At 44.8% G+C, this 13,984-nt stretch carries 7 protein-coding genes; all 7 read left to right on the top strand.

Going from position 1 to position 13,984, the window contains the following annotated elements; translation table 11 throughout:
• The first annotated feature begins 1 nt into the window (after position 1).
• The 7 genes from KQI66_RS10645 (at position 2) to brxL (ending at position 13,963) form a co-directional block, all read left to right on the top strand.
• Positions 2-559 carry a DUF1788 domain-containing protein gene (locus KQI66_RS10645; RefSeq protein ID WP_216429333.1) on the top strand — a complete coding sequence of 186 codons (558 nt, stop codon included), beginning with the start codon at positions 2-4 and terminating at the stop codon, positions 557-559.
• Between the two features lie 13 nt (positions 560-572).
• Complete coding sequence (brxC, locus tag KQI66_RS10650) at positions 573-4,121, top strand: BREX system P-loop protein BrxC (RefSeq protein WP_216429335.1); 3,549 nt, start codon at positions 573-575, stop codon at positions 4,119-4,121.
• Between the two features lie 11 nt (positions 4,122-4,132).
• Positions 4,133-7,621, top strand: coding sequence for a BREX-1 system adenine-specific DNA-methyltransferase PglX (pglX, locus tag KQI66_RS10655; protein ID WP_216429337.1), 3,489 nt, complete (start codon positions 4,133-4,135; stop codon positions 7,619-7,621).
• Positions 7,622-7,637: 16 nt separating this feature from the next.
• The gene (locus KQI66_RS10660; RefSeq protein ID WP_216429340.1) at positions 7,638-7,964 is read left to right on the top strand and encodes a DUF4357 domain-containing protein; all 327 of its coding nucleotides are present in this window, start codon (positions 7,638-7,640) and stop codon (positions 7,962-7,964) included.
• A gap of 13 nt (positions 7,965-7,977) precedes the next feature.
• Positions 7,978-8,979, top strand: coding sequence for a hypothetical protein (locus tag KQI66_RS10665; protein WP_216429342.1), 1,002 nt, complete (start codon positions 7,978-7,980; stop codon positions 8,977-8,979).
• Between the two features lie 133 nt (positions 8,980-9,112).
• Positions 9,113-11,710 (top strand): BREX-1 system phosphatase PglZ type A, encoded by a 2,598-nt coding sequence (pglZ, locus tag KQI66_RS10670; protein WP_216429343.1) that lies wholly within the window; start codon positions 9,113-9,115, stop codon positions 11,708-11,710.
• 126 nt (positions 11,711-11,836) lie between these two features.
• Positions 11,837-13,963: a protease Lon-related BREX system protein BrxL gene (brxL, locus tag KQI66_RS10675; RefSeq protein ID WP_216429345.1), complete on the top strand. Its 2,127-nt coding sequence runs from the start codon at positions 11,837-11,839 to the stop codon at positions 13,961-13,963.
• Positions 13,964-13,984 lie beyond the last annotated feature (21 nt).

Below are 13,984 nucleotides of genomic sequence, written 5' to 3' on the forward strand. Positions count from 1 at the left end.
GATGAGTGACATAAAAGAGCGCCTGGATAAAATTCGGGCATTGATTCAGGAACCGGAGTTTCTGGAGGGCAAGGGACTCAGCAATGAGGTAAACATCAGAATCTTCTGCTATAAGCCAGAGGACGAAATGGTTGTACGCCATTTTGTAAATCAGTTGGAAACCGATCAGTCCCTGACCTGCCATTTGAAGGTTTGTAATTTATATAAAACATTTCTCTCTATTTGCGACGACATGGATATTACGGATGCCATTCCAGATATGGAAGAAACTGACGGAAGCATCTTCCTTCTGGAGCAGCTGAGTTCGGCAATCGGCAATGGAGAGTTCATTGACAAAATTCAGTATGAGCCGCATGAACTTGGCGATGTACTCATGCTGACCGGTGTTGGTGAGGTATTCCCGTTTATGAGAATCCATACATTACTGGAAGCCTTGCAGCCGTATTTTTCTGATGTTCCGATTTTGGTTATGTATCCGGGCGAGTTCGATGGTCACCATGTAAAGCTGTTCAATCGCCTTAAGCCAAACGACTATTATCGAGCGTTCAATGTGATTTAAGGGGGATAAAGCCATGATAATTCGAGATATGTTTGCGGATGACATCAACCGCAAAATCAATGGTGTTATTAAAGTAGATCAGGCTGCTGACGATGTGATCGAGCAGGAATTAAATGAGTATGTTATCACCAAGGAATTGAAGAAGCATTTCATTACCTTTTTCAATTATTATGGCGATGCCTTTGAGCAGCCGACCGCCGATATGGGCGTTTGGATTTCTGGTTTCTTTGGAAGTGGTAAATCTCACTTCCTGAAAATGCTCTCTTATCTTCTGGAGAACAAAGCAGTTAAGGGCATTCGCAGTGTAGAGCGTTTCCGGAAAAAGTTTGAAGATGATCCGGCAACCTTTATGCTGATTGACCGTGCTACAAAGGGTCAGACGGAAACCATTCTTTTCAACATTGATATTGAAGGCTTTAGCAACAAAGACAAGACTGCTGTTCTTCGTGTTTTCACAAAGATGTTCTATAACCATCTGGGATTTTACGGCGAAAACTTAAAGGTTGCCATGATGGAGCGTTATATTGACCAGCAGGGCAAGACTGCTGAGTTTCGCAGAGTTTTTGAAGAAAAGAAGGGCAAATCCTGGCTGGAGATGCGCCGTGCATTTGCATTTAACGGCAAGTTCATCATCCCTACCCTGATGGAAGTTCTGGATATGAGTGAGGACGATGCCAAAGCATGGTTTAATGATAAAACCTCCACAGAGATTTCGATTGCACAGCTTGTGGAAGATATGAAAGCCTATGTGGATACCAAGCCCGCAAACTTCCGTCTGCTGTTTATGATCGACGAAGTTGGTCAGTATGTCGGTACTGATACCGATATGCTGTTGAACCTCCAGTCGTTGACCGAGAAAATCGGCAGTGAGTGCGAAGGCAAGATCTGGGTGATCTGCACCGGACAAGAAGCCATTGATGAAATCATCAAGGTTCGTGCTGATGAGTTCTCCCGTATTCAGGCTCGTTTCAAAACGAGACTGAGCTTATCTTCTTCCTCTGTGGACGAAGTGATTCAGAAGCGTATTCTGAAAAAGAAACCGGACGCAGCCAAAGAGCTGGAGACAGTTTATGAGCAGAATAATTCTGTTCTGCGTAACCTGTTCAGTTTCAGTGGCTCGATTCTGGATATTAAGGGCTACTCAACTTCGATGGAGTTTTCGGACAATTTCCCGTTCGTGCCGTACCAGTTCATCATCATGCAGAAGGTGTTTGCTGAAATCCGTAAGCACGGAAATTCCGGTAAGCACCTGTCCGGTGGTGAGCGTTCCATGCTGTCCGGATTCCAGGAAGCTGCACAGAAAATTCAGGAGAGGGACGAGTATGCCCTCGTTCCGTTCTTCCGTTTTTATGATACCGTACATACTTTCCTGGACGGTTCTATCCGTCGAGTGATTGAGCGCTGCCAGAAAGCAGCTGACAACGGTGATGGCATTGAGCAGCAGGATGTTGATGTATTGAAGCTCCTGTATCTGATTCGCTACATTGATGATATTCCTTCTAATCTGGACAATATCGTAATCCTGATGGCAGACGATATTCGTGTAGATAAAATCATCATGCGTGAATCGGTTCGTGGTTGTCTTGACCGCTTGATGAGTCAGAATTATATCGGCAGAACCGGTGATACCTATAACTTCCTGACTGATGAAGAACAGGATATTCAGCGTGAAATCCGAGATACCAATGTGGATACCGCTTCTATTGTGGAGCGTATTGCCCAGATGATCTACGGCGATATTTTCACAACCAAGAAGTTCCGCTACGAAAAATATGACTTCGCCTTCGACCAGATGGTGGACGGAATCACCGTTGGTGTAACGACTGGCGGTATGCGCCTGCGCTTTTTGACGGTTGCAACGGATGCTACGGAAAAGACAGAGTTCCGTTTGATGGCAGAGTCTAAAGGCAACGAAGCGATCGTTGTTCTGGCGGATACCCCTTACTACGAATCTCTGGAATCTGCCATGAAGATTCGCAAATATGTAAAACAGCGAAATGTAAGCCAGCTGCCTAAGAGTGTGCAGAAAATCATCAGCGATCAGCAGGACGAAGCCGGAAAATATGAGCTGAGTGCCATGACTGAATTGCAGAAGGCTATTGAGGGAGCGCAGTTCTATGTGGATGGTGAACATCTGGAGATCAAATCTGGAAATGCCAAAAGCAGAATTGACCAGTCCCTGGAATATTTGGTTGCCCATGTATATAGCAAGCTGGATTTGATTACCAAGAATGCTGACAGCGATGCCGACATTATCGCCATTCTGAACGGAACCGAAACGATGATTCCCGGAACGGAACCGAACCGTGAAGCAGCTTCTGCCATGGAAGAATATCTGGAAATGCAGGATGCGAAGAAGCTGCCTACCTCTATGGCAGATATTCAGAGCAAGTACAGTGCAATTCCTTATGGCTGGAAGGAAATCGACATTGCTGCGGTTGCGGCACAGCTGATCTATGCCCAGAAAGTAACCATCAAGTATGCGGGCAACACCATTCAACCCGGTGACCCGAAGCTGCCGGATATGCTGCGCAAAAAGAGCGAGATTGGTAAAACCTCTATCAGCAAGCGTAAAACCATCTCCGCTACAATGATGCGTGATGTCAAGGAAATGCTCCGAGAGTATTTCGACATTATGGATGTGCCGGACGATGAGGATGGTCTGATCCGCTTCGTAACTGAGAAATTTACAGAACAGCGTGAATACTATGCTTCTCTGGATGCCCGTTATGAAGGGCACAAATACCCGGATCACGGATTGGTGCAGGAAGCCATTCATCTGATGGACGATGTTCTTTCCCAGAAGAAGGACAACATTGCCCTGATTGAGCGAGTGCTGAAAAAAGAAGATGACCTGTTCGACAACAAGGAAACGATGAGCAACGGCATCGAAAACTTCTTCAAAACGCAGGTTACGGTGTTCGATCAGGCAGTGCAGTTTGAAAAATCGCTGCATGACGACCTTGACCGCATTGCGGAAAATGAGGAAGCACACAAGGCGCTGAACACCATTCGTTTGATTATCACGATTCAGATGGGTACGAAGTTTAGATATGACCGGATTCGTGAGCTGAACCCGTTGATGGATACGGTTCGCACCGCCCATGATAAGATGCTGGAAGAAAAACGTGCCGAGGTTCTGGAAACGGTTCGTCAGTGTATGGAAGCGACCCACACTGCCGCAAACGGTGATTCCAAAGCATCCAATTTGATTGAAAAGTCGGATCGCTATTTCAGCCAGTGTAAGGAAAAAATTGCAGAATTAAAGAGCCTTGCTCTTTTGGATGCTATGTTCCTGCCGATGTGTCAGTACAAGGATGATACGGTCAGCAAAATCGAAGCCGTTCTCGCCCCGCCTGCACCGAAGCCGCAGCCTCAGCCGAATCAGGCAGGTAAAGAAGCAGCCCCGGCAAAAAAGAAGGTCGTTCGTGCCTATAACCGTCAGGTTGTGTTCCAGGCAAAGACCTTACAGACGGATGCGGATATTGATGATTATGTAGAGAAGATTCGTTCTCAGCTGAAGCAGTTGCTGAAAAATTGCGATGAGATTAAGCTGAATTAAGGAGTCGAATGATGGATAAGAATGCGATTAAAAAATTTGCTGTCTGGGCAAGAACCGAGCTGATCGCCCGTGTTTCCCTGAAAGGCGTGGAATACGGTATTACTGAGGACAACATGGTGGATGCCAATGCGGACAGCGTTGGCGGCAAGGTGCTGACTGCCGATAAAAAGGCGCAGCGCAAGGCTCTGATTGCCGAGATAAACGACAAAGGCTATAAGCAGGTTATGGAGGAGGTTGCCTACACTTGGTTCAACCGCTTCTCTGCCCTGCGTTTCATGGAGGTCAACGGCTACCTCCCTTCCCATGTGCGTGTATTCACGGACGAGGAAAACAACTTTAAGCCGCAGATTATAACCGAAGCCATTCATCTGGATTTGGATGGATTGGATATGGAAAAGGTCTATGAGCTGAAAGATGCCGAAAAGACCGAAGAACTGTATAAATATCTGCTGATTGTGCAGTGCAACGCTCTGAATAAGATTCTGCCGGGAATGTTCCAGAAGATTGCGGATTATACCGAGCTTCTTCTGCCGGACAACCTGCTCCGTGAAGGCAGTATCATTCAGCAGATGATTGAGCTGATACCGGAGGACGATTGGAAGGATGCTGTACAGATCATCGGCTGGTTATATCAATTTTATAATATTGACCCCAAAGCTGCGGCACTCTCAAAAAAAGGCAAGTTAAATAAAGATGAAATCCCTGCAGCAACTCAGCTTTTCACACCGGACTGGATTGTTCGCTATATGGTAGAGAACAGTCTTGGTCGTTTATGGCTGGAGGGACACCCGGATGTCAAAGAGCAGCTTTTACCGACAGAGGAAGAACAGTCTGCTTATGCTGCAGGAAACCGTGACCCGGAAGATACCAAATGGCATTACTATCTGGAAGAAGCCGAGCAGGAGCCGGAAGTGCAGGCACAGCTTGCAGAGATCCGCAAGGAATACGCCGCTCTGACACCGGATCAACTGAAAGTCATTGACCCTTGTTCCGGTTCCGGTCATATCCTTGCGTATATGTTCGATGTGCTGATGAAGATTTATGAATCCTACGGCTATACTACCCGTGAAGCAGTGGCAAGCATTGTGGAGAACAATCTTTACGGTCTGGATATTGATGATCGTGTGGCGCAGTTGGCTTATTTTGCGGTGATGATGAAAGCTCGTCAGTATGACCGCCGCTTCTTCAGTCGTGGTATTCAGCCCCATGTATATGCTATTGTGGAGAGCAACCATGTGGATTCGTTTGCGTTGGAGTATTTCTGCAATGGCGATGCCAAGCTGAAAAAGACTATGGACACCATTATCAGCGAACTGCATGATGCTAAGGAATACGGCTCTATTCTGACTGTAACACCGCAGGATTGGGCTGCGCTGTATGCCCGCTTTGCAGAAATCAAGGAAGATATTCATATCTCTCGTGAAGCAGCACTGAGAGAGTTGTTGCCATTAGTGCAGGTGGCAGAAGCATTGGCACAGAAATATGATGTAGTTGTGACAAATCCGCCTTATCTGGGTTCTGATGCAATGGGAATTATGTTGTCGAGTTACGTGAAGAAAAAATATTCACGTTGCAAGGCGGATATGTTTGCTGTTTTTATTGAACACTGTGGACAAATGTTAAAAAGTTATGGTTATCAGGCAATGATAACCATGCAAAATTGGATGTTCTTGTCCAGCTTTGAATCGTTAAGAGAATATCTAGTAAATAATAAAATTATAATAAATATGTGCCATTTAGGGGCACGAGCATTTGAAGAAATTGGTGGAGAAATAGTTCAAACAGTAGCATGGGTATCTAAAAATGGTTATTTGAGTTATAAAGGACAGTATAATAGACTTGTTGATTTTTCATCGCAAGACGAAAAAGAAGCTGCCTTTATGAGTGGAGATAATAGGTATATAGCTTCACAAAAAAACTTTACAATAATTCCTGGCGCTCCGATAGCATATTGGATTTCAACAGGATTTAAAAAAATATTTGAAAATGGTGAACAGATTACTCAATATGTATCATCAAGAGATGGTCTTACTACGGGAAATAATGAGTTGTTCATCAAACAATTTTGGGAAGTCCCATATACGCACATTAAATTTGCCTGTAAAGATTCTGAAACATTTTGGACATCAGGGAAAAAATTTGCTCCGTTGATCAAAGGTGGATTGTATAGAAAGTGGTACGGAAATAACTGGTTTGTAATTACTTACGATAAAGCAGGATACAAAAAACTCTCAAATTGTGGAAATAAACTTCCATCCAGAGAAATATATTTTTTGCCATATATAACATGGAATCGTATTTCTACAAGGATGGCATTCAGATTTTGTGAGCAAGGATATTTGTTTGAAAGTGCCAGTTTAGTCGCATATGCGGCGAATAAAGATAATTTAATGTATGCACTTGCATTTGCAAATTCTGTCGTCGCACGAAGTGAAATGCAGTTAATTAACCCAACTACTAATATGTTAAGTGGATATGTTGATTCTTTGCGAATACCGCTTCAATCTGCCAAAGAAAGAACTATTGCTTTGGCAATGGAGTGTGTAGATTTTGCAAAAGATGACTGGAATTCTTTTGAAACCTCATGGGACTTTCAACACCATCCATTGCTCCGCAAAGTTTCGACCATTGCCAAAGCCTTTACCCAGTGGCAAACTGAATGTGATGACCATTTCAATCAGCTGAAAGCCAATGAGCAAGAATTGAACCGTATTTTCATTGATATTTATGGCTTGCAGAATGAACTGACACCGGAGGTTGAGGATAAGGATGTCACTGTCCGCAAAGCTGACATTGGCAGAGATATTCGCTCTTTCATTTCTTATGCAGTTGGTTGTATGTTCGGTCGTTACTCTCTGGATGTGGACGGACTTGCCTATGCAGGTGGCGAATGGGACAACAGCAAGTATACTTCTTTCGCTGCGGATAAGGATAATATTATTCCCATCTGTGACGATGAATATTTCGAGGATGATATTGTCGGTCTGTTCGTGAAGTTCGTGAAAACGGTCTACAGCGAGGACACGCTGGACGAAAACCTGAAATTTATTGCGGATGCCCTCGGCGGCAAGGGTCAGCCGAAGGATGTGATTCGCAATTACTTCCTGAGCGACTTCTACTCCGACCATTGCAAGATTTATCAGAAACGCCCGATTTACTGGCTGTTTGACAGCGGCAAGAAGAACGGCTTTAAGGCGCTGATCTATATGCACCGCTATCAGCCGGACACCATTGCCCGTATTCGTACCGATTATGTGCATGAACAGCAGGCTCGTTACCGCACTGCTATTGCTGATCTGGAACAGCGCATTGCCAATGCTTCCACTGGTGAGCGTGTGAAGCTGAACAAAAAACTGACCACCTTGCAGGCACAGGATACCGAAATCAGAGCCTACGAGGAAAAGATTCATCACCTTGCCGACCAGATGATCTCTATTGACCTGGACGATGGCGTGAAGAAGAATTATGCGATTTTTGATACAGTATTAAAGAAATTATAATTAGAAGATGATGATTATGAAAATCATAGTTAACATTACACAACGTACAGGAATTGCATCTGCTACGGCAGAATATGACGGAAAGGTAATGACCGTTCTTGCAGGAGGAAAAATCAACTTGGATTTTGCAGAGCACATCAGAGGTGGAAAGCTTGCAAAAGCATATCGTGAAAATCCCGAATATGTGGATAAAGACGGTAACATCATTAAAAACTGTGAATTTACGAGTCCTTCGACAGCAGCCCAGTTTGTGACTGGGCGTAGCACAAATGGCTATGAAGCCTGGAAAGTTGAAAAGAAACTCAGCCTCGGTAAATACTTGAAAGATAAAGGACTGCGGTGATGGAGGTGATATTTTGATTGATGTAGCTGTAAAAATTGCAGCCATTATAATGTACTGTGATGAAAGTATACTTAATCTTGAATTGGGAAACGGCTATACTATCGAGAAATGTTATCTGGAGAATTTCCCGTTCAAATCAGAGGTTGAGAATGGAAAAAAGCAGCTAAACATCGAGTATATGGGTTCACGTTTGCACGATGAAAATGGCGTTTATTTTATTTGCCTAAAGAAAGAGCAGATTTTTCAAATAGAAGGTCCACAAATATCTTCAGGCGCTGTATTTACCGATAAAACATTTCTGTGCGAGGATGAGATTAGCGCATATCAAGAACAAGAAACGAAATATCTGCACAAAATATTTTCGTTGTTGCATTTGTTTTCAAATGGCAATATTGGCACATACCAAACCTTTTTTAGCTATAAATTTCGGTTGTATGGTTTTATAAACAGCACACTGAATCATACGAGTCAAAACAGCACCAGAAACATTTATGACGAACGCAAATTTAAGCTTAATCCGGAAGAGGTTGAAGGCTGTAATCACTTTCTAAGAAATTATGAAACGCTGACCTATGATACAATGAAACCTATTATTGATGAATTTGCTTGGGGCCTCGAACAGTCTGACCAGCCGACAGGATTTGAACAATATACTACGGCATTAGAAATGGTGTTACTTCCGATAAATCAGCCAGGAAAAAAGCAAATGTTATCTAATCGTGTTGCTGTATTGCTCGGAACGAATGATGATGAAATCAGATACATTCGTGATAAAATGTTGAACTTCTATCGTTATCGTTCAGAGTCACTACATGAGGGAGATACAAGCAATATTTCCAAACAGGAACTTGTCGAAATGGAAAACTATGTTCGGAAGATCATTGTTAGTGTGATGAAGAAGTGCAAGGACCAGCTTGATGTTGACAGTGGAAAGTCCTGGAATGATATAAAAAGTAAATTGATGGACGAACTGGTTACTGATGTTCAAAATAAGAAATCAGCAGGGATATTATAAAAAAGCTGATCGCCACAGGAACTATTCTTAGGGTCATATTAAGTGAATACCTGGAAGTTTATAACTGGCTAAAGAGGATGTGCTTTATAAAACATAATTTATGTAAAATATTACGGAAGGAAGGAATTGCAGCATGGATACTGACAAAGTAATACAAGACCTGAATCGCAGATTTGCTGCCCCCCTGCCGGAGTTTTATCAGCGCCGTATCATCTTCTGGTACGATGAGGATAAAGAGTTTGAGGACAAGCTGGACGAAGTGGTTCTGGAAAACGCCAAGGTGGTTGCCCTTACGGGCAGCAATACGTTTTCCATCAAGAAGCTGCTTTCAGTGGACGATCTGACGACAAACTATCTGGTTTACGATCCACTGGTATATGACCAACCGGATGATAACTGGCTTCTGGATGTGGAGCTTTACAGTGAGGAGTTCCGGGCAGACTTGATTTCTATCTGGATGGATGAGATGGGGCTTACTTCAAATCCGGCTATGAGAAAACAGGTCAAGAATTATCGTATTTATTTCAATGCGAAGGAACGCCGTCAGAAGATAAGCAGCCAGAATAAAATTCCTGCTACTCCGGCACAGCTGCACATGGCTGTGATGGCGGCAATCTGCGGCTTGAAAGAAGCACAGCCGAATAAGATTCTTCGCAGCGTGTTCCGGGCAGGACTGGATTTGAACCACAATGCGATTTATCAAGACTTCGTAAAATACCATGCAGATATTGCGTTTTGGGCAATGGTGCGTCAGGGATGCGGATTTGCTGAGGAAGAACCGGATCTCGGACAGCTGGCAATTCATTTGCTGTTGACCGCCGCTACCCGCACCATGCGGCAGGAATATCTTGCCGGACTGGATAAGTTCATTTCCGTGCCGCATCAGGCATATTGCTATGATTTTATCTCTGAATGGCTTCATGTTGAGGATGTTCAGCAGCTTTATGATGTGGCTCGATATGTTGAGGAGGAAGCCCGCCTTCATCAGAGATTTGAAAAGCTGACAGTGGACGATTTGGCAGCGACAGAGTGCTTCCCTTGCATCAACGAAGTGATTCTGACTAAGCTTATGACAGAAATCAGCGACCATATCATTGATGTGGATACGATTGTTTCCACAGTCGAAAAACGGAGAACCTGTGCATGGTACGAGTCGTTTGAGAACTTCTATAACGGCATTTTGCAGGTAGCCAATATGCAGAGCTTCTTCAAGGAGCATTCTGCCGGGTTCCATACCGCAGAAGCAAAGGGCATCTGGAAAGAATACACGGAAAGCTATTATCGGATGGACACCTATTATCGCCTGTTCCACCTGAGCTTCCAAAAGAGTTTGGAAACCTCCAATATTCTGCTGGATGACCTGTTCAAGCACGTTGTCGATAAAGTGGAAGGACTCTATACCCACTGGTTCTTGGGTGAACTTGGCAACAACTGGTCGGATGTATGTGCGGAAGAACTGGCAACCTACGGCAAGGTTCTGGAAGTGCCGCAGCAGGAGAATTTTTACAGTTCCCGAATCAGGACTTCCGAGAACAAGGTGTTTGTGATTGTTTCGGATGCCATGCGCTATGAAGTGGCAGCAGCTATGGCAGACCAGCTTCAAAGAGAAACGCAGAGCAAAGTTGCTATCAGCAGTATGCAGAGCATCTTCCCGTCTATCACCAAGTTTGGTATGGCGGCATTGCTGCCGCATAAGAAGCTGACTGCTGAGCTTCGTAACGATGTTCTGACCGTATTGGCAGATGGACAGCCTACCGCCAGCGGCTATCGGGACAAGATTCTGAAATCGGAAGATTCTGCGAGTGTGGCGCTGAAATATAACGATATTATTGCAATGAAACGAGCCGAGCGAAGCGCTTTGGTAAAAGGCATGGATGTGGTTTATATCTATCACGATACGATTGATGAAGCCAGCCATACTTCTGATACTGCCGTATTCGCTGCCTGCGATAAGGCAATTTCGGAATTGAAGAACCTTGTTCGTATTATCGTGAATGAATTTGGTGGAACGAATATCTTGATTACCGCCGACCATGGATTCCTTTACACATACAGCCCTCTTACCGAGGACGACAAAGTGGACAAGTCCAGCTTTAACGGCATGGATGTGGAATATGGCAGACGCTATGCAATCATGCAGAAAGGCGCTCAGCCAAACTATCTGTTGCCGGTAAAGTTCCTGGGCGGCAATACGGAATATAATGGCTTTGCACCGAGAGAAAGCATCCGTATCAAAATGAACGGCGGCGGCTTGAACTTCGTGCATGGCGGTATCAGCTTGCAGGAAATGGTTGTTCCGGTGATTGAATACCACTATCTCCGTAACGATTCTATGGAATATAAGCGCAACAAGCAGAAGTATGATACCAAACCGGTAACGGTCAATCTGCTGTCTGCAAGCCGCAAAATCAGCAATATGATATTCTCTCTGAATTTCTATCAGAAGGATGCAGTTGGTGCAAACCGTGAAGCGGCAACCTATCAGGTTTACTTTACGGATGAAAACGGCAAGCAAATTAGTGATGTTCAGAAAATCATTGCAGATAAGACAAGCGACAACGGTGCAGAGCGGACATTCCGCTGCCAGTTCAATCTGAAATCGCTGAAATATAGCAACACGGCTACTTATTATCTGGTAATTGCGGATGAGCAGGGATTACAGATGCCACAGCGTGAACCGTTCCAGATTGACATTGCTTTCGCTGTGGATGAGTTTGATTTCTTTAGCTGAGTCCACAGACTTGTTACTGAAATGATGGGAAAATATTTGGAAGCGGGATATGACGGCGACGATGTGCAAAGATACCTCGATCAGCTAATCTCAGCCCAGGATTGACAATGACAGGAGGATGGAACTATGCCGGATCTGGATGAAAAATATAACAAATTTAGCCGAGAGCTGAATCAAAGCGTGTCGCCTGAAACAGAGCCGACCGAAGAAAATGTGTGTGACGAGCGCAGCTATGACGAACGATTGAAGGATGTTTTTCAGGGAAAAATCGTGCGCAAAGACCTGACTAAAAAGATCAAGGAAGGCGCAAATGTTCCTGTGTATGTCCTGGAATTTCTGCTGGGACAGTATTGCAGCAGCGACGACCCCGAAATCATCGAAAGCGGCGTTGAAACGGTAAAACATATTTTAAGCGATAACTTTGTGCGCCCTGATGAAGCACAAAAAATCCTTTCACGCCTGCGTTCTCGTGGCAGCCATACGGTAATCGACATGATCACCGTGCATTTGGATATGCGCAAGAATACATATCTTGCGGAGTTTTCTAACCTGGGCATTAAGGATATTCCGATTGCCGATGGATACCCGGAAAAGTACGACCGCCTTTTGTACGGCGGTATTTGGTGCATCGTTCAGCTGAGCTATGAATTTATTGAGGAAGAAAAGAACGCTGCGCCTATTCGCATTGATAAGCTGACGCCCATTCAGATGCCGCATATTGATTTGCCCGAATTGCAGAAAGGGCGCAAAGCGTTTACCAAAGAAGAATGGATGGAGTTGATGCTGCGCTCTGCCGGTTATGAGCCGGAGTCCCTGACTGTGCGTGAACAGTGGCTGTTGCTGACTCGTATGATTCCGCTGGTGGAGAACAACTTCAACTTATGTGAGTTGGGGCCTCGCAGCACGGGTAAATCTCACCTGTATAAAGAAATTTCCCCGAACAGTATTCTCGTATCCGGTGGTCAAACTACGGTAGCCAACCTGTTTTATAATATGGGGCGCAAAACCGTGGGTTTGGTTGGCCTTTGGGACTGTGTGGCATTTGATGAAGTAGCCGGTATCCGCTTTAAGGATAAAGATGGCGTACAGATCATGAAGGACTACATGGCGTCAGGCTCCTTTGCCCGTGGCAAAGAGGAAAAAGCAGCTTCGGCATCTATGGTCTTTGTAGGCAATATCAATCAGAGCGTAGATGTGCTGTTAAAAACCAGCAGCTTGTTTGACCCCTTCCCGCCTGAGATGGGCACTGACACAGCGTTCCTGGATCGTATTCATTGCTACCTGCCCGGTTGGGAAATCCCAAAATTCCGTCCGGAGCATTTTACCAACAGCTATGGATTTATCAGCGACTATCTGGCAGAGTTTATTCGTGAGCTGCGCAAGGTACAGTATGGCGATGCGCTGGATAAGTATTTCAGATTGGGTAAAAATCTGAACCAGCGTGATACGATTGCTGTGCGCCGCATGGTAGACGGTTATCTGAAGCTGATGTACCCTAACGGGGAATTTACTAAGGATGAACTGGAAGAAGTGCTGCGGCTTTCCTTGGAAATGCGTCGGCGTGTAAAGGAACAGCTGAAAAAGCTGGGTGGCATAGAGTTCTACGATGTGAACTTCTCCTACATCGACAACGAAACCTTTGAAGAAAAGTATGTTTCTGTTCCGGAGCAAGGCGGTGATACGCTGATTCCCGAAGGATTGGGTACACCGGGGCAAGTATATACGGTTTCTCACGGCAAGTCTGGTATGATTGGTGCATTCCGCTTGGAAAGCCAAATGCTGCCCGGTAACGGCAAATTCGATAAAACCGGTTTGGGCAGCGATACCAAAGCCAAGGATGCGGTCAACATTGCATTCAATTTCCTGAAAGCAAATGCACGGCGTATCAGCGGCAGCATCAGTACCACAGATAAGGATTATATCATCAACTATCAAGACCTCCAGGGCATCGGAATGACCGACAAACTGGCGCTTCCCACAGTGATCTCGCTGTGTTCGATTGCCATTGGTCGCCCGACATTAAGCAGCCTTGCGGTACTTGGCGATATTTCTATCGGCGGCACTTTGATTAAGGTAGACGAGTTGGCGAATACCTTGCAGGCTTGCGTGGATTGCGGTGCAAAGAAAGTGCTGTTACCGGCTGTATCAATGATTGATTTTGTAACAGTACCCGCAGACTTGATGTCGGCTTTCCAGCTGATTCCGTATCAGAGCGCCGAGGATGCTGTGTTTAAGGCATTGGGAGTGGAATAAAGCAAAAAATGTCAACATAAT

This window comes from Anaerotignum sp. MSJ-24 (assembly GCF_018918145.1).
Lineage (GTDB): Bacteria > Bacillota > Clostridia > Lachnospirales > Anaerotignaceae > Metalachnospira.

Bases quoted from the DNA above. Each gene is read 5' to 3' on its own strand.
- KQI66_RS10645 (WP_216429333.1), top strand. From the start codon at position 2: ATGAGTGACATAAAAGAGCGCCTGGATAAAATTCGGGCATTGATTCAG.
- brxC (WP_216429335.1), top strand. From the start codon at position 573: ATGATAATTCGAGATATGTTTGCGGATGACATCAACCGCAAAATCAAT.
- pglX (WP_216429337.1), top strand. From the start codon at position 4,133: ATGGATAAGAATGCGATTAAAAAATTTGCTGTCTGGGCAAGAACCGAG.
- KQI66_RS10660 (WP_216429340.1), top strand. From the start codon at position 7,638: ATGAAAATCATAGTTAACATTACACAACGTACAGGAATTGCATCTGCT.
- pglZ (WP_216429343.1), top strand. From the start codon at position 9,113: ATGGATACTGACAAAGTAATACAAGACCTGAATCGCAGATTTGCTGCC.
- brxL (WP_216429345.1), top strand. From the start codon at position 11,837: ATGCCGGATCTGGATGAAAAATATAACAAATTTAGCCGAGAGCTGAAT.